Source organism: Hydrogenophaga sp. (genome assembly GCF_030651625.1).
GTDB lineage: Bacteria > Pseudomonadota > Gammaproteobacteria > Burkholderiales > Burkholderiaceae_C > Hydrogenophaga.
In genome coordinates, this window is sequence record NZ_JAUSCF010000017.1 from 41,394 (window position 1) to 59,688 (window position 18,295).

Genomic DNA, 18,295 nt, shown 5'->3' on the forward strand with positions numbered 1-18,295 from the left:
CAGGGTGCTCGTCGAACGTCTGCAGTTATCGGGAGACCTCCACGCCGGTTTGAGACAATCGGGCGATGAACTCCACAGCCTCCAGCACCCTCACCATCACCCGCCCAGACGACTGGCACCTGCATGTGCGCGATGGCGACGCCTTGCGCACCGTGGTGCCGCACACTGCAGCACAGTTTGGCCGTGCCATCATCATGCCCAATCTCAAGCCACCGGTGACCACTGCGGCCCAGGCCACGGCCTATGCCGAACGCATCCGCGCGGCCGTGCCTGCGGGCATGGCGTTCGAGCCGCTGATGACGCTGTACCTCACCGACAACCTGCCACCAGACGAAATCACCCGGGCGAAAGACGCAGGTGTGGTGGCCGTGAAGCTGTACCCGGCAGGCGCCACCACCAACAGCGATGCTGGCGTGACCGACATCCGCAAGACCCACAAGACGCTGGAAGCCATGCAGCGTGCGGGTGTGCTCCTGCTGGTGCACGGCGAAGTCACGTCGCCCGACATCGATCTATTCGACCGCGAAGCGGTGTTCATCGAACAGCATCTGGAGCCGCTGCGCCGCGATTTCCCGGAACTCAAGATCGTGATGGAACACATCACCACCAGGGAAGCCGCCCAGTACGTGACTGAGGGCGACCGGTTCCTGGGCGCCACCATCACCGCCCACCACCTGCTCTACAACCGCAACGCGATTTTCACGGGCGGTATCCGCCCACATTACTACTGCCTGCCGGTGCTCAAGCGCGAGACCCATCGTCTGGCCCTGGTCGCTGCGGCCACAGGCGGAGGCGATCGCTTCTTTCTGGGTACCGACAGCGCGCCGCACCCGGCGCATCTGAAAGAGCACGCCACCGGGTGTGCCGGCTGCTACACGGCTCACGCAGCCATCGAGATGTACGCCGAGGCTTTTGAGGCTGCTAGCGCCCTCGACAAGCTCGAAGCCTTTGCCAGTTTCAACGGGCCGGCTTTTTATGGCCTGCCTCGCAACACCGGCACCATCACCTTGCGCAGGGAGCACTGGACGCCGCCAGCCAGTTTCACATTCGGCGAAGCCGAACTCAAACCCTTGCGCTCGGGCGAGGCGTTGCCCTGGCGATTGGTGGCCTGACGCGATCAGACGGTAGCTGCAATGCGGGCGATCGTGACACCGACATGAGCCTGGCTCAGGAGCTCCAATGGGAGCGACCCTGGTTTTCAGCGGTCGCTGCCAATGGCGAGGCCGTTCGCCAGCGGTGGGGCGCAGGCGCCGTCTTGTCGCACGCATTGAATGAACGCGTGGGGACCGTGGGTTTCGCAGGGACGCATCGTCCGCCTCGCTTCGTAGCGCAGAGCGAACTGCCAACTGGTGCAGCCTACGAGAGCCATATATTCCAGACCGGTTGTGTGCCCACAAGGGACAACCTGCACGATTTCTTCAACGGTCTGGTCTGGCTGCGCTTTCCGTGCACCAAAAAGCGGCTCAATCAATTGCAGGCGGCGGAAATCGCTGCGGCTGGCGTGGGTGCTGTGCGAGGCAGGGTTCGCGATGCCCTGACCTTGTTCGACGAAAACGCGGCACTCCTTCAGGCGCCTGATCCGGTCTGGGATGCACTGCTGGCGCGCGACTGGCAACGGCTCTTTGTCACCCTGCGTCCGCTCTGGTCCGAGGCCCGCCTGGTACTTTTCGGGCATGCCTTGCTGGAGAAACTGGTGCTGCCGTACAAGTCGATCACCGCACACGTGTACCGGCATCCGGTGCCGCCGCTTCTGGGAAGCGATTTGGCTCGCTGGGACGGGTGGCTGGCAGCGTGCCTGAACCGGGAGGAAATGGCCACCAAACCGTTCACGCCACTCCCTGTGCTGGGTGTGCCGGGCTGGTGGCCCGAGAACACTGCGCCTGGGTTTTATGAAGATTCTGCCGTGTTTCGCGCTCCGCGCCTTCAATCCACCGCAGCAAGCACAGTAACGTCTTGAATTTCAAGGCGTTTTCCTTGATTTTCCGCACCTCGGCCTCATACTGAAACCTCGGTATCATGCGCGCTGTCCGGACTGGTCATGCCGGTCCCGAGACACCGGTGAAAACGGGAACCTTGCGCGCATCTGCCGGATCGCAAGCCCATGCCGGAGCGCCCCGGATTTAGCCATTACTGGAGAAAAAATGAAACGCATCATGTTGTTTGTCCTGACCAACGTCGCCGTGATGGCGGTGCTGTTGATCACCACCCGCATCCTGGGCGTGGACCGTTTCCTCACAGCGAACGGCCTGAACATGACTGCTTTGGCGGGCTTCTCGCTGATCATCGGTTTTGGTGGCGCCATCATCTCCCTGCTGATCAGCAAGCCCATGGCCAAGTTCAGCACCAAGGCCAGAGTGATCAACCAGCCGCAAACCGCAGACGAAGCCTGGATCGTTCAAACGGTACAGACCTTCGCCACCAAAGCCGGCATCGGCATGCCTGAAGTCGCCATCTACGACGGCGCCCCCAACGCGTTTGCCACCGGCGCATTCAAGAACTCGGCGCTGGTGGCGGTGTCCACAGGCCTGCTGCAGAGCATGACCAAGGAAGAGGTCGAAGCCGTGATTGGCCACGAGGTGGCGCATGTGGCCAATGGCGACATGGTCACCATGACCCTCGTGCAAGGTGTGATGAACACCTTTGTGGTGTTCCTCAGCCGCGTGATCGGCTACGCGGTGGACAGCTTCCTGCGCAAGGGTGACAGCAACAGCAGCGGTCCTGGCATCGGCTACTTTGTGACCACCATCGTGATGGATATTGTGCTGGGCTTTCTGGCCGCCATCATCGTGGCCTGGTTCAGCCGCCAGCGCGAATTCCGTGCAGATGCCGGTGCTGCTCAGTTGATGGGTCGCAAGCAACCCATGATCAATGCGTTGGCCCGTCTGGGCGGCCTGACGCCTGGCGAACTGCCCAAAACCATGCAGTCCATGGGCATCACGGGCAAACTGGGAAAGTGGTTCTCGACCCATCCACCCATGGAAGAGCGCATCGACGCCCTTCAGAAGCTGTAAGCGTCGGACGCGTCGGACGGCAGGGGCTTGCCCCAAAAAGAAAGCGACCCTCGGGTCGCTTTCTTTTTTCCGTACGTCCAGATGAGAGGTTGGAGAGCGCACCAGCGTGGGCCGGCTCATCTCTCTCTCCCTCTCTATGCTTCTTCCTCAGCGCCAGTTGCGGTGTCCGCCCTGGTAGTGCACCGGCTGGATGTCTGGCTGTGCCGTGTAGGACTGGGAGCCGACCATCACGCGGGTGGCAGCCGGTGTCTGCATGGCATGGGGCCTGCCATTGGAATGGTGAGGACGGCCCGAGTAAGCGGGAGCCACGTTCACGTTCACATAGCGGCCGGGGTCTTGCGGCATTTGCACGTTGTAGTTCACCCCCGAGTAGCGGTAGACCACGTTGTAGCCCACAGTGCGGTTCTCAAAATGGGTTTGCGTGGTGCAGTTGCGCACCACCTGGGTGCTCGCGTGACGAGGCGCCTCGATGTGGTTGCCGACCACCGCGCCGCCCACCAGGCCGATCATCGTTGCCAGAGCGCGGCCATTGCCGTCGCCAATGGCATTGCCCATGGCGCCACCGGCGATGCCACCGATGACCGCGCCGGCACCGATCCGGCGAGCCGGCACATAGACCGTTTCGTCGTAGCAGACGTCTCGTGGAACGGCGATTTGTTGCACCACCGGCGTGCTGCTGATCACCCGGGCACGCTCTTGCTTGGCTTGTGCAAGGCCGCTGGCGCTCAGACCGATCAGGCCGGCAAGGACGGGAATCAGGACGGGTTTGAACGAGGTTTTCATGATGAAGCTCCTGGTTGGTTGGAGCCCCTATCGTGATCACCCCATGTCAATCGACATTGGCGCCTGTGTAAAGCTGCCTGGAGAGATGTAACCCGCTGTCACATGGCCTCTCATGCCTGCACCAGACCCGGAATGTCGCGGGCCAGGGCTTCTGCCACCTTGATGCCATCCACCCCGGCCGAGAGAATTCCGCCCGCATACCCTGCGCCTTCGCCGGCAGGGAAAAGCCCGCGCGTGTTCAAGCTCTGGCAGTCGACGCCCCGGGTGATGCGCAGCGGCGACGAGGTGCGGGTTTCCACACCGGTGAGCACCGCGTCTGCCATGTCGTAGCCCTTGATCTTGCGGCCGAACACGGGCAGCGCTTCGCGCAGGGCCTCGATGGCGTAGGCAGGCAGGGCTTGAGCGAGATCGACGAGCTTGACCCCAGGTTGGTAGGAAGGCGTCACTGTGCCCAGTTCGGTGGATGCGTGACCTGCAACGAAATCGCCCACGGTCTGCCCGGGTGCTTCGTAAGTGCCTCCACCCAGCTCAAAGGCCCGGGCCTCGAGCTGTCGCTGCATCACCACCCCAGCCAGGGGGTGGCTCTTTCCCGAGGCGGTCAGCGACTCGGCCTGCGCGGCGTAGCGTGGGCCGTCGGTCTCACCAAAGGCGGCGGTCCATAACGGCTTGTCTTGCGGGAAGGCCTGCGGAAAATCACGAGGCTCGATGCCCACCACGATGCCGGCATTGGCGTTGCGCTCGTTGCGGGAGTACTGGCTCATCCCGTTGGTGACGACCCGGCCGGCCTCAGAGGTGGCAGCCACCACCGTGCCGCCCGGGCACATGCAGAAGCTGTACACCGCACGGCCATTCTTTGCGTGGTGCACCAGCTTGTAGTCGGCTGCGCCCAGCAGGGGGTGCCCGGCATGGCGACCCCAGCGCGCGCGGTCGATGACGCTCTGGGGATGTTCGATGCGAAAGCCCACCGAAAACGGCTTGGCTTCCATGTACACACCGGCGTCGAACAGCATGGCAAAGGCGTCGCGCGCGCTGTGACCCAGCGCCAGCACCACCCGCTTCACCGGCATGTCGAACATCTCGCCCGTGTCCAGCCTCTGAACTGTCAGGCCGCTCAACTGTTGCGCTCCATCCAGGGGGGTCATCTGCACATTGCACACGCGGTGCTGAAAACGGATGTCACCGCCCAGCGCAACGATTTTTTCACGCATCGTCTCCACTATCCTGACCAGTTTGAACGTACCGATGTGGGGGTGGGCGGCGTACAGGATCTCGGCCGGCGCGCCAGCCTCCACGAATTCCTGCATCACCTTGCGACCCAGGAAGCGCGGGTCCTTGATCTGGCTGTAAAGCTTGCCATCTGAGAAAAGTCCAGCACCGCCTTCGCCGTACTGCACGTTGCTCTCAGGGTCCAGCACGCCGTGGCGCCAAAGGCTCCAGGTGTCCTTGGTGCGTTGACGGACCGGTTTGCCGCGCTCAAGCACGATGGGGCGCAGTCCCATCTGGGCCAGCGCCAGCGCCGCAAACAGGCCGCAAGGTCCCAGACCAACCACCACCGGTCGGTCGCTCTCTTCAACGGACCAGCCGACCGGCGCCCGCACGGGTGCCAGCCAGGTCATGTCCGGTGTTGCGAGGATGTGCGCGTCGTCCTTGTGCGATTGCAGCAGCGCTGCTTCCTCCGAGGGATCCACCAGCGACACATCCACGATGTAGACCGCCAGCAGTTCGGCCTTGCGGGCATCGAAACTGCGCTTGAACACCTGCAAGCCCTTGATGGCTTCGGTTGGAATGCCCAGCCTGTGCGCGACCAGCTCGGTGAGCGCTTGCACCGGGTGGGGTGGTGGCGTGCGATCGAGATCGGTTTCGGCGGGTGCGTCGGACGCGCGCCGGTGTTCGGCAGGCACGTCTGCCAGCGGAATCTTGAGTTCGGAGAGGCGGATCATGGTGGAGGCTTGTATTTATCAAGCAGTGCGCTGCATGCGGGCAGCCAGGCACTGATAATACCGGGGTGAAGCGCGCCAGACCGTCGCTGGTGCAAGGCCCGAAAGGGCGCACTGGAGGAACGTCCGGACTGCACAGGACAGCGTAGGAGGTAACACCTCTCCACCGATCAGCTTGAGGAGTTCGCTCCAAGGGCCCTAAGGTGAGGATCAGAGCAACAGAGACGAGCCGCTTCAGTGCGGGTGAAACGGGCAATCTCTACGCGCAGCAATACCAAATAGGCCAACGTTGACGTGGTTCCGCGGAGTTGGCGGGTAGGTAGCACCGAGCCGGGTGGGCGACCCCCGGCCCAGATGAATGGCGGTCACGTTCGGGGTCTTCGCAAGAGGGGTCCGAACGCACAGAATCCGGCGTAACGGCGCGCTTCACACTTTCGACGATGCCTCATGCTGGCGGTGGACCATTGCCCGGCGCGGGTCGCCTGGCCACACCGCGCAAGCCGTCCAGATCCAGAATGTGGATGCGCCCACGCTGGTAGTCCACCAGGCCCGCGTTCTTGAGTTCGACGGCAGCCATCGTGACACCAGCGCGGCGCACGCCGAGCATGTCGGCGAGGTGGGCATGGGTGAGCAAAAGATCGTCGTGTTCATTGCGGGTGTGGCTCATCAGGATCCAGCTCGCCAGACGGGACTTGATGTCATGGGTCTGGGACGCAGCGGCAATGGAAGCCAGATCCTGGGAAAAGTGCCACAGATAGATGGCGAACGCACGCAGCAGGTTGGAGCGACGCCCGACCAACCGCTGCATCGCCTCGCCGTCGGCGCGAAAAGCCATCCCGCCGCGTTGTACCTGCAGTGTGAGATTGCCTGAGCCCATGCCCAGGGCATGTTGCAGGCCCACCGCACCCTCCTTACCCGTCAGGCCCACAGCCAGGCCACTGCCGTCCGAGTGACGAACCACCAGGGCCACGCACGCGCTGATCAGGAAATGCACATGCCCATCAGCCATGTGCGGGGCTGCCAGGATGTCCCCCGTCTGCAGTTCAACGGGCTTGCAGAGACGTTCAAGCATCCGCTGGTCATCCGTGGCCAATTGGGCCACGAGGCCGTTGTGCGTGAGGGTCAATGTGGGTCCCGTTAATGTTTCAAGTTCAACACGTGAGCGGAGCGCGAGGCCCGGGCGGCCGTGCAGGTGGGCGGTTGCGCCCGAGCAGTGTACGTGGCGGGCACGCTGCAATTTGCCACACTTCGCCGGACACCCAGGTCGTTCGATGCGCTGGCTGAACGTCCATGGGAAGGTCCCGACAAGGTGACACGGCGATCTGTGTTCGGTATCGAACATTTCACCGCGTCATTGCTCATACACTGTCGAGCGCCCGGTCATGTCGGCCCCGCACCCCAACACGCCTGCGGGCGGGAGCACCCTTTGCCAGCCCAGCCAACCTTCAACCGAGTGCTTTCAGCCCTTGCCCAAGCGGATCAACTTCCCTGGACAGAACAACTCGAACTGGTCGAACTGTCAGCGCGCGACGTCCTGCACGCCCAAGGTGTTGTGGCACTTCACATCTACTTTCCAACCAGTGCCCTGGTGGTTTTGATGCAGACTGCAGATGGTGGCGGTGAGGTGCCGGTGGCGCTGGTCGGGAACGACGGCGTGGTGGAGGTTGCAGCTCTCCTGGGGGCGGGCGTCGAAACGAATCGGGCTGTGGTCCTTCAGCCAGGATTTGCCTGGCGTGTGCCCACCAGCGCTGTGTCTGCCGCCGGGGTGGGTGCTGATCAAGTGGTCAGGGTCACGGTGGCCCACATGCTGTCGCTCGCTTCGCAAGTCTCGCAGACGGCCTCCTGCCAAAAACACCATGGCGTCGAACAGCGCCTGTCCCGCTGGCTGCTCACCGCCCTGGATCGACTGCCCGAGGATGAACTGGCGATCGACCTGGCTGAGTTGGCACCCCTGTTGGCGGTCTCAAACGGTGAACTGACGGAAGCGGCTGCGCAGTTGATGGGTCTCGGTGCCCTGGAGTGCGAGCCGGGACGCCTGGTGGTGCCGGATCGCGCCTTGCTCCAGGCACGCTCTTGCGGTTGTCATGCCCCTGCCAAGGGTATGTACTACCGGAAACCGCTTCACCAGAACTGAACGGTCCGGAGGTGAGCAACTGCGCGCCACTCTCAGACCATCGACTCAGACCATCGACTCAGGCTCTCACAGGTTGAACCCACCCAGGCTTTGCAGTCGCTCCACATGAGCCATCAAGGAACGTTTGGCCACCGGCCACAGGCGTTCTGGTACATCGTCGTAGGCCATCCGCACCCATTCGTCCGCCGGACCCTCCGGGAACGCCTGCATGGCGCGCGCCACTTTGGCTTCACGCTGAAGCCGATGCGCTTTCAATTGGGCAATGGCGCGCAGCGCGCCGCCCTCTGCAGGCCCGCCGGCTTCATCCGCACCGGCCTTCAGATCGCCGAGCACGTAGCCATGCGCAGGCAAGATGAATTCGACACTGTTTTGGTGACACCGGTTGGCCAGTTTGTCGAGCGATTCAAGGTAGGCGCCCATGCTGCCATCCGGCGGGTCGATCACGGTGGTGCTGCCATTGAGGATGTGATCGCCGGTGAACAACAGTCCGTCCTCGATCAGCAACAGGCACAGGTGGTTGGCCGCATGACCCGGGGTGTGAATCACCTCCAGCGTGTGGCTGACAGTGGTTTCGCCCGACCGTCCGGACAACACGAGCTGCTCACCGTCGGCCAGCGAATGCTCGGGCACAAATCGGCTGTTTTCGCGGGCCGTGGGCAGGCTGGGCAGCCCCATGATCGGCGGTCGGCTCAGGCCGGCGGCCACGCACATGGCTTGCAGCCTGGGGGCACCGGGTGAGTGATCAGGGTGCGAGTGGGTGCAGACGATGGCCTGGATGCGCCCGCCTGCAGCGCGCCACAGGCGCTCAATGTGTGCCGCATCGTCCGGGCCCGGGTCGATCACGATGTGGCCTGTGGCGGGATCGCCAACCACATAGCTGTTGGTGCCGGGGCCGGTCATGAAGCCCGGGTTGGGTGCGGTCAGGCGCTGCACGTTCTTGAGCAAGGGCACGGCGCGTTCGTGCTGCCAGTCCAGGCTGTGCACAATCTGGCCGTCCGGGCTCACCAGCGCGAGTTCGCCAAACGGCGGTTCGTGTTCCATGTGGCGCGACTCGTGTCCATTCATCAGGCCGGCGCGTGGGCAGCTGGTCCACAGCGGCTGGTCATTGACGGCACAGGCGTCCAGCACCGATTGCACATCGGCATGTGCCTGGAGACGCTCGAGCGTGCGGATAGTGGGAAAGATGATGAAGAAGCTGCCTGCTTCGTGCCGTGCCAGTGCATCGGCCGGCCGCACCCAGACCGGTTCAAACTGCTCGGATTCGTCGGCCACAGGCACCTGGCCTTCGGGCATGCGCGCCACCAGAAAGGGCACGTCAAACCGGCGCGGCAGGTCGCGGTCGGTGATCCAGTGGGCCAGCACGAAAACGTCTGCCGCCCCCAGCGTCAGGCCGCGCAGGGTGCACTGCGGCGCGAGTGGTGCGTTGCGGTCCAGCAAGGCAATGTCGCTGGCGTCCACAGTCGATCCATCTGCCCGGTGCGCCAGCAGCACACCCAGTTCTTCAAAACTCTCGCGGATCGCGGCAATGGCCTGTGTGAGGTGCAGGTTGCTCTGGGTGGGTCTGCGGGTGGCCTGTCCGTGCATTTGTGCATCGGCGGCATCGATGCCGCCGCCCGGGAACACGTAGGCGCCGGGCGCAAAGCTGGCGGTCATGGAGCGCCGTGTCATCAGCACTTCGATGCTGGGTCGCTGGGCGTCGGGCGAGTCGCGCAGCAACAGCACCGTGGCCGCAAGCCGCAGTGGCGCTGGATCTCGTTGAGGGTGGAGGAGTTGGGTGGGGCGAACCATGGAGCGCATTTTGCTGGAAAGCGATTCTCCACGCTGTACCTTGCACGGCGGGGCTGGGCCGATAATCCCAAGATGCACATCCGGTTCACAAAAATGCAGGGCGCAGGCAACGACTTTGTCGTGCTGGACGAGACGCGGGCCTCCCTGGGCCTGAACAGGGCGCAGTACCGCTGGCTGGCCGACCGCCATTTCGGCGTCGGCGCTGACCAGATCCTGACCGTGCGGCCGTCACCCGGTCCCGGGCTGGATTTTGAATACATCATCCACAACGCAGACGGCGGTGAGGTCGAACATTGCGGCAATGGGGCACGCTGCTTCGTGCGTTATGTGCGCGACAAGGGCTTGACCGACCGCAACCCGGTGCGGGTGAAGGTGCAGAAAGGTGAACTCAGCCTCCGACTCAACGAAGACGGCCGTGTCACCGTCGACATGGGTCCGCCGGTGTTTGAGCTGGACCGCATTCCGTTCAACAGCCAGGGCATTGATGCACAGACCTGTGGTGCATGGGAACAATGGCCGCTGACCCTCGGCACCGACCGCCAGGTGCTGGTGTCTGTGCTGTCCATGGGCAACCCGCATGCCGTGATGCTGGTCGACGACGCGGACACAGCCCCGGTACTGGACTGGGGCCCCCAGATTGAAACGCACCCGCGCTTTCCTGCGCGTGTGAATGCCGGCTTCCTTCAGGTGGTGGACCGCAGCCACATCCGCCTTCGTGTTTTTGAGCGTGGCACCGGCGAAACGCTGGCCTGCGGCACCGGCGCCTGCGCGGCGGTGGTCGCCGGTATTCGTCTGGGCTTGCTCGACAACGAAGTCGATGTGCAGACCCATGGCGGCATGCTCACCATCGCGTGGCAAGACGATGCCACTCACGCGGCGCCGGTGCTGATGACCGGTCCAGCCACCACCGTTTTCGAGGGCGAAATCGACGTGCCCGATGTCGACTGATCATTCACACCCTTGCCATGCGCCGATTCAAGGTGCGAAACAGAGAGATTCAATATGCACAACCCCATTCCACCGATCACCGAAGACGACATCGCCGACTACCTGTCCAACACCCCCGATTTTTTCGAGCGCCATGCCGGGCTGCTGGCGGCGGTGCAACTGACCAGCCCGCATGGGCATCGCGCTGTGAGCCTCCAGGAACGCCAGGCTGAAATGCTTCGGGAAAAAATTCGTGGCCTTGAACTGAAGGCGGCTGAAATGATCCGCCATGGGCACGAAAACACCACCATTGCCGACAAGCTGCAACGGTGGACGCGGGAGCTGTTGCTGACGCGGGAGGCGCGTGATCTGCCAGAGGTCATTTCGCGCGAGATTGCCGAGCAGTTTCTGGTGCCGCAGGTCGCCATCAAGGTTTGGGGGGTGTCGCCAGAGTTCGAGCACGAATCGTTTGCCCAGGGTGCCAGCGACGACGTGATGTCGTTTGCTTCGTCGCTGACACTGCCATACTGCGGTGCCAATCCAGGCTTGGAGGCGGCACAGTGGCTGTTTGATCCGTCGACGGCGGCGTCGCTGGCGCTGATCCCGCTGCGAGCGGGCATTGCCCCTCAGGCCTTTGGTCTGCTGGTGCTGGCGTCGGCCGATCCGCATCGCTTCGCCTCCGACATGGGCACCGACTTCCTTGAGCGCATCGGTGAGCTCACCAGTGCGGCGCTCTCCCGCTTGCGGCCAGTGGTCGAGCCGCAGCTGGATTGATTCTGTCAGTTCTTGCGATCTGGCCTTGATGCCGTGACCCACACCGCCAGTAACGCCGAACTGGTTTTCGCCTACCTGAGCCATGCGCGCGTGGAGAAGCGCCTTGCCGATCGCACGCTGGCGCTTTACGCCCTGGACCTGGACAAGCTGACCGACAAAGTGTCGGAAGCCGGGCTTTCATTGACCGAAGTGCAAAACACCCACATCCGGCGCTGGGTGGCCCAGATGCACAGCGGCGGGCGCAGTCCGCGAGGCATCGCAATGATTCTCTCGGGATGGCGTGGCCTGTTCCACTGGATGGGACGGCAGGGCCTGATCGACCACAACCCGGTACAGGACGTGCGCGCGCCCAAAGCGGGCAAACCGTTGCCCAAGGCACTCGGTGTGGACGAGTCGGTGCAACTGGCGGCATTTGTGGCCGAGACAGACTCGCCCGCACTGGAGGCTCGCGATCGGTGCATCACCGAATTGCTGTACGGATGCGGTCTGCGCATTGGTGAGCTGGTCGGGCTGGATGTTCAGGCTGGCCCGAATGCGAGAGGCTGGATCGACCTGCCCGATGGTGAAGCCCATGTGCTGGGCAAGGGCGCCAAACGCCGCAGTGTGCCGGTGGGTAGCGCTGCCTTGCAGGCGTTGGCCTTGTGGCTGGAAGCGCGCAAGACCTGGCTGGGGCCGCAAGCGAGCGATTCGCAGGCGCTTTTTGTTGGCGCCCGCGGTCAGCGCCTGACGCCGCAGCACATCCGCGTGAGACTCAAACGCCGCTCCCGGCTTGCCGGCCTTGCCACGCCGGTGCATCCGCACATGTTGCGTCATTCTTTTGCCAGCCATGTGCTGCAATCCAGTGGCGACCTGCGGGCCGTGCAGGAACTGCTGGGTCACGCCAGCATCAGCACCACGCAGGTCTATACCCGGCTGGACTTCCAGCATCTGGCCAAGGTTTACGATGCATCACATCCTCGCGCATCGCTGAAGGGGAAGGGGGATTTGCTGTCGACTGAGAGCACAGAGGACGATGTGACCGATTTGAACGCGAAAGCTCGCTCGCCGGACACACCCGCAAGGCCCCGCAACCGATAGATAGGAAATATGGGCAGTTCGCCGGCGAATCCGGGGGTATTCCCGCTGTCTTGCAAACGCCGCCTCCCGATAATCTACATATAAGCAAGTTGTTGTATTCCAATCTCCAGGAGAATCCCATGCCCAAGCTGTTTACGTTCTTCAAATCTCTTTTCGTTGTCGCGGTGCTTGCCACGTCGGCTCAGGCTCAATCGCAAGAGGCCATCAAGGTCGTCTACCACATGAGCGAAGGCATCCCCCAGGCCTCCAGGGCCGTCAACAACATCCGCAACCACCTGGCGGCGGACCCGACCGCCAAAATCGTGGTGGTCACGCACGGGCTTGGCATCGACTTCCTGTTGGAGGGTGCCACCAACCAGATGGACCAGCCGTTTGCCGGCGCCATCGGTGATCTTGCGGCCAAAGGCGTCGAGTTCCGCGTGTGCAACAACACCCTTGTCTCCCGCAAGATCGACGCGGCCAAAGTCGCCATGGAGGCCAAGGTGATTCCTTCGGGGGTGGCCGAAGTGGCCAGGCTGCAAGCGCGCGAGGGATTCGTCTACCTTCGCCCCTGAGCCCAGGAAGCACGCATCGCTCCGCCGCACGGGATTTTCTGGCAAAGGCCGGCGGATCGGTCTGTCCGCTCCTTTCGTGAGGCCATGGGAGCCAGCACTCCAATGGCATGGCGGGTCGAATACACTCCCCGGCTGCGCACCGCCCCATTTGCACGTCTGAACGCCGCCTGCCATGTCCCTCATTCCTGCCACCATCCTCACCGGTTTTCTCGGCTCCGGAAAGACCACTTTGCTCAAGCGCGTGCTCAGTGAGGCCCATGGGCAGAAGATTGCGGTGATCGAGAACGAGTTCGGCGAAGAGAACATCGACAATGAAATCCTGGTGGCCGACACCACGGAGAACATCATCCAGATGAGCAACGGGTGCATCTGCTGCACCATTCGGGACGACTTGCGCGCCACCCTGCAGGACCTGGCACAGAAAAAACGCAAAGGCGAGCTGGATTTCGAGCGCGTGGTGATCGAGACCACGGGCCTGGCCGATCCTGGCCCGGTGGCGCAGACCTTCTTCATGGACGACGAGGTCGCCGAGCAATATCTGCTCGATGCGATCATCACCCTGGTCGACGCCAAGCACGCGGCCCAGCAATTGAACGACCGCCAGGAAGCCCGTCGTCAGGTGGGTTTCGCGGACCAGGTGTTCATCAGCAAGGCCGACCTGGTGGAGCCGGGCGAGGTCGATGCCCTGATTCACCGACTCAAGCACATGAACCCGCGCGCCCCCATGCGCGCGGTGCATTTTGGCGAAGTGGCGATCAAGGACGTGTTCGATCTGCGCGGCTTCAACCTCAACGCCAAACTCGACATTGATCCCGACTTTCTCAAGACCGATGATGGGCATGACCATGAGCATCACGACCACGATCATGCCCACGGGGAGCACTGTGACCATCCTTCCCACCATGGCGACGGCGGACACGGGCATCACCACCACCACGATGACGACGTGAAGAGTTTTGTTTACCGGGCCACCAGGCCGTTCAACCCGGCCAAGCTCGAAGACTTCCTTGGCGCCATCGTGCAGGTGTATGGTCCGCGCATGCTGCGCTACAAGGGGGTGCTTGACATGGAAGGCACCGACCGCAAGGTGATTTTCCAGGGAGTGCACCAACTCATGGGCAGCGACCTGGGTCCTGCCTGGGCGGATGGCGAACCCCGGACCAGCAAGATGGTTTTCATCGGGCTCGATCTTCCCAAGGACATTCTGGTCCAGGGGCTTGATCAGTCGCTTGTTTGATCCCATTCGACCGCCTGGCCATCACCAAACGAACCAGGACTGACCGTGTTGTTTGTCTCGCTTCTCCAACGATTGGGTTTTCCTGCTGGCAAGGCGTCGACTTCGCGAGACGCAGCTTCGTTACAATCGCGCCCCAAGATTGCAGTCCAGCCCGGTCGGGTGTCGCCAGAGGTTCAGCGCCATTCCAAAGCAGGTATAACAACGTCAACGCCGGCCCGTCCGGCCAGCGGTGCGGCGCGAAAGACCCCGGTCTCAGCTTCTCACCTGCCCGAAGACCGAGCATTGTCAGGATCTGAGAGGAGACCCGTTGTGAAAGCCCCGGCCACCAGGACAGCCAAAACCGCCCAACCGACCGCGTCGGGGGCCAAAGGCCGTCCGTCAGCAGCCGCGTCCGCTGGAAAAACGGGCGCCAAGCTGGCGTCGCCTGCCAAGGCGAAGGCTTCAAAGCCCTCTGCCTCCGCTGTGACAACTGGCAAGAATGCGTCTGTATCCAAACCGCCAGCCAAAAAGGTCGCCGTGAAAACCGTGAGCAAGGCTGTCCCAAAGGCGGCGGCCAAGGTCATTCCCAAATCAGCGAACAAGCCAGCCAGCCAGGCAGCACCAAGCCGACCCGCCGCCAAGGCGCCGATCAAGGTTGCGACCAAGGCGCCACCCAAAGGCTCCAGTCCCCAGAAACCGGCCATCCAAAAGCCATCCAGTCCACCCGTGGTGGCTTCCAAACCCAACGTGCCGACCAAACCGCCTGTGCCATCAACAACCGAGAAACGTGCGCCCGCGCCCGCCAAAGCCGCTGTGGCGCCCACCCCGATCGAGCCCACGCCGCGGCCATTGGGCAAACGCGCCGCCAAGAAGGTGATGATGGAGCAGATGACGCAGGCTGCCGTGGTACCCACCCACGCACCCGATGCCGCCAAGGCGACCTTTTCCACCATGAACGAACGTGCCGTAATGACTCCTCCCGTGCCCTCATCCATCCAGAAAGACCCCAAGCGGGCCAACAACTGGAAAAGCCTGTCTGTTGACAAGTTGACGGACCAGGACGTGCAGGCCATGCCCGACAGCGAGTACATGAACGATGTGCAACTCGCATTTTTCAGGCTCAAGCTCACCCAGCTCAAGGCCGACATGCTGGCCAATGCCGGTGAGACCACCGAGCATTTGCGCGAAGACACCGTGGTTGTGCCCGACCCGGCAGACCGGGCCACGATCGAAGAAGAGCACGCGCTTGAGCTGCGCACGCGTGACCGCGAACGAAAGCTGCTCAAGAAAATCGAGCAGGCCATTGGCCGAATCGACTCGGGCGACTACGGGTATTGTGAGGAGACGGGCGAAGCCATCGGCGTAGGCCGTCTGATGGCTCGTCCCACCGCCAGCCTTTCGCTGGAGGCACAGCAGCGACGCGAGCTCAAGCAAAAAATGTTTGGCGATTGATTTTGCCTTCGCATTGCGCTTTTTCCACACGTTCAACATTCTTCACCTGACATGGCCAAGGACGATTCCAACGGCGGCTTTCTGTCCAAGGTGGTGAAGTTTGTCCGGCATCCGACCACCAGCTGGTCGGATCTGGACACGCGATCTGCCGATCGCGAAAGCGAATACAGCAAGGCCGCACTCAAGGAAATGATTGAGCGCAAGCGCCGCAACGACTTCGTGCGCAAGCGTGAATTCGACATGCTGCGCAAGATCCGCAGCCGTGAGGCTTCGGGGGCCGAAGGGCCGGGTGTACGTCCCTCATTCTTCCAGAGCAGCCTGCCGTCCAAGCCGGACGACCGGGCCATGACCTTGAAGAAGATCGACGAAATCGAAGCCCAGATGTCGATGCAGTGGTGGAAAACCAAAGGGCCCGACTCATCGGCCACAGGTTCCAGCCTCAACAGTGGGGGCAACGCAGCCGGTAGCGCACCGCAGGAGTTGGCTGCCAATCCTGGATTCAAGGCAGCTCCGCCGGATCCGGAGGCCCTTCGCAGACGCCAACAGTACAAAGAAACAGAGCCTTCGAATCTGCCAACGACCAGTGCCGGGCTTGATCCATTGGTTGCCGGTTCGCCACCTGTGCCGCCGCCCGAGATGCCGGTCGTGCAGCCTCAAGAGGCCGTGCTTCATGCACGTGACAGCGAGTCCACAACTCAGGAAAGGCAGGGCACTTCGATTTCGCCCGTCACTCGGACCGGGTTGATGGCTCCGGCCAAGCCGAGCACCGGATCGGAGGCCAAGCCCGCTTTTTCCGCTTCGCACTTTTTTGCATTGGATGTGCAGGAAATCGTCCAGGACCCCGAGGTGGAAGAGGCGGCCATCCGATTCGCCAATGGGGATGACGCAGGCGCGGAGCAGGGATTGCTGGAGGTTCTGGGTGACGGTGGTGCCCGTGTCGAACAGCAGGATGACTGGCTCGCGCTGTTTGATCTGTACCGGGCCACGGGACAGTTGGCGCCATTTGAGAGTCAGGCAGTTGATTTCGTGAATCGCTTCAGTCGTTCTGCACCCCAGTGGTTCGACATGCCCGACTTGGTCACCAAGCTGTCGGGAAAGAAGTACACACCGTCTGCAAGCTCGGGCAGGGCTGCCTGGGTGTGTGATGCCGAAGTCGATGCCCACGCAGTGGGCACGCTGCAGAATGTTCTCCTGCGGGTACCGCAACCCTGGGTGCTGGACTGGTCGCAGATCGAGGCCATGGACAACAAGGCGGCGAAAGCTCTGTTGGGCGTCTTTACGCTGTGGGGTGACCAGGAGGTGGAGTTGCGCTTCCTCGGTTCTTCGAGCTTGCGTGAACTCCTGAAGAATCTGACACCTTCCGGTCGACGCGATGTTGAGCAACTCTGGTGGGAGTTGCGTCTCGCTGTGCTGCGTGTCATGAATCGCGCTGATGAGTTCGAGCTCACCGCACTGGATTTCTGTGTGACCTACGAAGTCTCGCCTCCCGGGTGGGAGCAGCCCCAGTGTCACTTTCGCTCGGTGAGCCAGAAGGTCGATGAAAGTGGTCAATCGGTGCTGGGTGAGGTACAGATGGAGCAGGTGGCCTCAGGGTATCCAGGTGACTCGGTGCAAGACAGCCAGAACTCGGAATTCAATCAGGTGGGCTTGGTGGAGCTTTCTGGCGAAATCCAGGGCGATCCGCAAGCCACTCTGGAAGCCCTGGAGCGGCGGCTGAAAGGGGCCGATGTGATGATCATCTCCTGTCGCAACCTCATCAGGGTGGATTTCTCGGCTGCCGGCACGTTGCTCAACTGGGTGTCGGGTCACTATGCGCAAGGGCGGGCGGTGCAATTCGTTGATGCACACCGTTTGGTGTCGGCTTTTTTCCACGTGATCGGTATCACCGAGTACGCCAAAGTGGTTGTTCGGAACGATTGACCCAGCGTCGCCGCTTGCGGCGTGACCTTCTTCGCGAGCCGGCACAGGTACACCCTTCCGAGCTTGTCGAAGGGCCGCTCCGTGGCATTGCCCTTCGTCCACTTCCCGGCTTGACATCAAGCTGACCATCCCCATCTCCCATATCTATGGAATCATTTCACGGAACCACCATTGTTTGCGTGCGCCGCCAGACCCCCGAGGGTGTGCAGGTGGCCATCGGAGGCGACGGTCAGGTCACGCTGGGCCATATCGTGGTCAAGGGCACTGCGCGCAAGGTGCGCAAGCTGTACCGGGATCAGGTGCTGGCCGGATTTGCGGGCGCCACTGCCGACGCCTTCACGCTCTTCGAGCGCTTTGAAGCCAAGCTGGAGAAGCACCAGGGGCACCTGGTGCGGGCGGCGATCGAGCTCACCCGGGACTGGCGGACCGATCGCGTGCTGCGGCGCCTGGAGGCCATGCTCGCCGTGGCTGACAAGACCGCGTCGCTGATCATCACTGGCAACGGCGATGTGCTCGAACCCGAGCACGGCATCGTGGCGATCGGTTCGGGTGGTGCCTATGCGCAGGCGGCCGCCAAGGCCCTGATTGACCACACCGAACTGAGCGCTGAAGATGTCGTTCGAAAGTCACTCGGCATTGCCGGCGAGTTGTGCATCTACACCAACATGAACCACACCATCGAGACCTTGTGACGGATGCAACGCCTGCGTATTGCCTTGTGA

16 protein-coding genes and 1 other RNA gene are annotated in these 18,295 nt (G+C 62.6%); 13 read left to right on the plus strand and 4 right to left on the minus strand.

All coding sequences use genetic code 11. The features are described 5' to 3' along the window. Positions 1 to 65 precede the first annotated feature (65 nt). The 3 genes from pyrC to htpX all read left to right on the plus strand — a co-directional run bounded on the left by pyrC (position 66) and on the right by htpX (position 3,011). Entirely contained in the window at positions 66 to 1,112 is a 1,047-nt protein-coding gene (gene pyrC / locus Q7V46_RS05980) for a dihydroorotase (protein WP_304912609.1), read from the plus strand. 44 nt (positions 1,113 to 1,156) lie between these two features. Then, positions 1,157 to 1,957, plus strand: coding sequence for a DUF3025 domain-containing protein (locus Q7V46_RS05985; RefSeq protein WP_304912610.1), 801 nt, complete (start codon positions 1,157 to 1,159; stop codon positions 1,955 to 1,957). 184 nt (positions 1,958 to 2,141) lie between these two features. Beyond that, positions 2,142 to 3,011 (plus strand): protease HtpX, encoded by an 870-nt coding sequence (htpX, locus tag Q7V46_RS05990; RefSeq protein WP_304912611.1) that lies wholly within the window; start codon positions 2,142 to 2,144, stop codon positions 3,009 to 3,011. 147 nt (positions 3,012 to 3,158) lie between these two features. On the opposite strand, the gene Q7V46_RS05995 is transcribed toward htpX, so the two are convergent. Further along, complete coding sequence (locus Q7V46_RS05995) at positions 3,159 to 3,794, minus strand: glycine zipper 2TM domain-containing protein (RefSeq protein WP_304912612.1); 636 nt, start codon at positions 3,792 to 3,794, stop codon at positions 3,159 to 3,161. A 110-nt stretch (positions 3,795 to 3,904) separates the two neighbouring features. Continuing rightward, positions 3,905 to 5,734, minus strand: a complete 1,830-nt coding sequence (locus Q7V46_RS06000) for an NAD(P)/FAD-dependent oxidoreductase (RefSeq protein WP_304912613.1) — start codon at positions 5,732 to 5,734, stop codon at positions 3,905 to 3,907. Positions 5,735 to 5,801: 67 nt separating this feature from the next. Here Q7V46_RS06000 and rnpB point away from each other — a divergent pair. Next, an RNA gene (gene rnpB, locus Q7V46_RS06005) (RNase P RNA component class A) lies at positions 5,802 to 6,163 on the plus strand. Between the two features lie 13 nt (positions 6,164 to 6,176). Here the strand turns inward: rnpB and Q7V46_RS06010 are convergent. Continuing rightward, complete coding sequence (locus Q7V46_RS06010; protein ID WP_304912614.1) at positions 6,177 to 6,857, minus strand: Crp/Fnr family transcriptional regulator; 681 nt, start codon at positions 6,855 to 6,857, stop codon at positions 6,177 to 6,179. Positions 6,858 to 7,328: 471 nt separating this feature from the next. Between Q7V46_RS06010 and Q7V46_RS06015 the strand changes: the two genes are divergently transcribed. Continuing rightward, positions 7,329 to 7,865 carry a Crp/Fnr family transcriptional regulator gene (locus Q7V46_RS06015; RefSeq protein WP_304912615.1) on the plus strand — a complete coding sequence of 179 codons (537 nt, stop codon included), beginning with the start codon at positions 7,329 to 7,331 and terminating at the stop codon, positions 7,863 to 7,865. 66 nt (positions 7,866 to 7,931) lie between these two features. On the opposite strand, the gene Q7V46_RS06020 is transcribed toward Q7V46_RS06015, so the two are convergent. Next, positions 7,932 to 9,653: an MBL fold metallo-hydrolase gene (locus Q7V46_RS06020; protein ID WP_304912616.1), complete on the minus strand. Its 1,722-nt coding sequence runs from the start codon at positions 9,651 to 9,653 to the stop codon at positions 7,932 to 7,934. Positions 9,654 to 9,725: 72 nt separating this feature from the next. Here Q7V46_RS06020 and dapF point away from each other — a divergent pair, with 72 nt between their 5' ends. From dapF to hslV, 8 genes are all read left to right on the plus strand, one after another. Further along, positions 9,726 to 10,601, plus strand: a complete 876-nt coding sequence (dapF, locus tag Q7V46_RS06025) for a diaminopimelate epimerase (RefSeq protein WP_304912617.1) — start codon at positions 9,726 to 9,728, stop codon at positions 10,599 to 10,601. Positions 10,602 to 10,655: 54 nt separating this feature from the next. After that, the gene (locus Q7V46_RS06030; protein ID WP_304912618.1) at positions 10,656 to 11,354 is read left to right on the plus strand and encodes a DUF484 family protein; all 699 of its coding nucleotides are present in this window, start codon (positions 10,656 to 10,658) and stop codon (positions 11,352 to 11,354) included. A 33-nt stretch (positions 11,355 to 11,387) separates the two neighbouring features. Continuing rightward, complete coding sequence (locus Q7V46_RS06035) at positions 11,388 to 12,431, plus strand: tyrosine recombinase XerC (protein WP_304912619.1); 1,044 nt, start codon at positions 11,388 to 11,390, stop codon at positions 12,429 to 12,431. Between the two features lie 119 nt (positions 12,432 to 12,550). Then, positions 12,551 to 12,985, plus strand: a complete 435-nt coding sequence (locus tag Q7V46_RS06040) for a DsrE family protein (protein ID WP_304912620.1) — start codon at positions 12,551 to 12,553, stop codon at positions 12,983 to 12,985. Between the two features lie 172 nt (positions 12,986 to 13,157). Then, complete coding sequence (locus Q7V46_RS06045) at positions 13,158 to 14,222, plus strand: GTP-binding protein (RefSeq protein ID WP_304912621.1); 1,065 nt, start codon at positions 13,158 to 13,160, stop codon at positions 14,220 to 14,222. Between the two features lie 708 nt (positions 14,223 to 14,930). After that, the gene (gene dksA / locus Q7V46_RS06050) at positions 14,931 to 15,653 is read left to right on the plus strand and encodes an RNA polymerase-binding protein DksA (protein WP_370690288.1); all 723 of its coding nucleotides are present in this window, start codon (positions 14,931 to 14,933) and stop codon (positions 15,651 to 15,653) included. 51 nt (positions 15,654 to 15,704) lie between these two features. Next, complete coding sequence (locus Q7V46_RS06055; protein WP_304912622.1) at positions 15,705 to 17,573, plus strand: STAS domain-containing protein; 1,869 nt, start codon at positions 15,705 to 15,707, stop codon at positions 17,571 to 17,573. Positions 17,574 to 17,719: 146 nt separating this feature from the next. Beyond that, positions 17,720 to 18,265, plus strand: a complete 546-nt coding sequence (gene hslV / locus Q7V46_RS06060; protein ID WP_304912623.1) for an ATP-dependent protease subunit HslV — start codon at positions 17,720 to 17,722, stop codon at positions 18,263 to 18,265. The last annotated feature ends 30 nt before the right edge of the window (positions 18,266 to 18,295 follow it).

Coding starts and splice junctions, on each gene's coding strand:
- pyrC (WP_304912609.1), top strand. CDS start 66: ATGAACTCCACAGCCTCCAGCACCCTCACCATCACCCGCCCAGACGAC.
- Q7V46_RS05985 (WP_304912610.1), top strand. CDS start 1,157: ATGAGCCTGGCTCAGGAGCTCCAATGGGAGCGACCCTGGTTTTCAGCG.
- htpX (WP_304912611.1), top strand. CDS start 2,142: ATGAAACGCATCATGTTGTTTGTCCTGACCAACGTCGCCGTGATGGCG.
- Q7V46_RS05995 (WP_304912612.1), bottom strand. CDS start 3,794: ATGAAAACCTCGTTCAAACCCGTCCTGATTCCCGTCCTTGCCGGCCTG.
- Q7V46_RS06000 (WP_304912613.1), bottom strand. CDS start 5,734: ATGATCCGCCTCTCCGAACTCAAGATTCCGCTGGCAGACGTGCCTGCC.
- Q7V46_RS06015 (WP_304912615.1), top strand. CDS start 7,329: ATGCAGACTGCAGATGGTGGCGGTGAGGTGCCGGTGGCGCTGGTCGGG.
- Q7V46_RS06020 (WP_304912616.1), bottom strand. CDS start 9,653: ATGGTTCGCCCCACCCAACTCCTCCACCCTCAACGAGATCCAGCGCCA.
- dapF (WP_304912617.1), top strand. CDS start 9,726: ATGCACATCCGGTTCACAAAAATGCAGGGCGCAGGCAACGACTTTGTC.
- Q7V46_RS06030 (WP_304912618.1), top strand. CDS start 10,656: ATGCACAACCCCATTCCACCGATCACCGAAGACGACATCGCCGACTAC.
- Q7V46_RS06040 (WP_304912620.1), top strand. CDS start 12,551: ATGCCCAAGCTGTTTACGTTCTTCAAATCTCTTTTCGTTGTCGCGGTG.
- Q7V46_RS06045 (WP_304912621.1), top strand. CDS start 13,158: ATGTCCCTCATTCCTGCCACCATCCTCACCGGTTTTCTCGGCTCCGGA.
- Q7V46_RS06055 (WP_304912622.1), top strand. CDS start 15,705: ATGGCCAAGGACGATTCCAACGGCGGCTTTCTGTCCAAGGTGGTGAAG.
- hslV (WP_304912623.1), top strand. CDS start 17,720: ATGGAATCATTTCACGGAACCACCATTGTTTGCGTGCGCCGCCAGACC.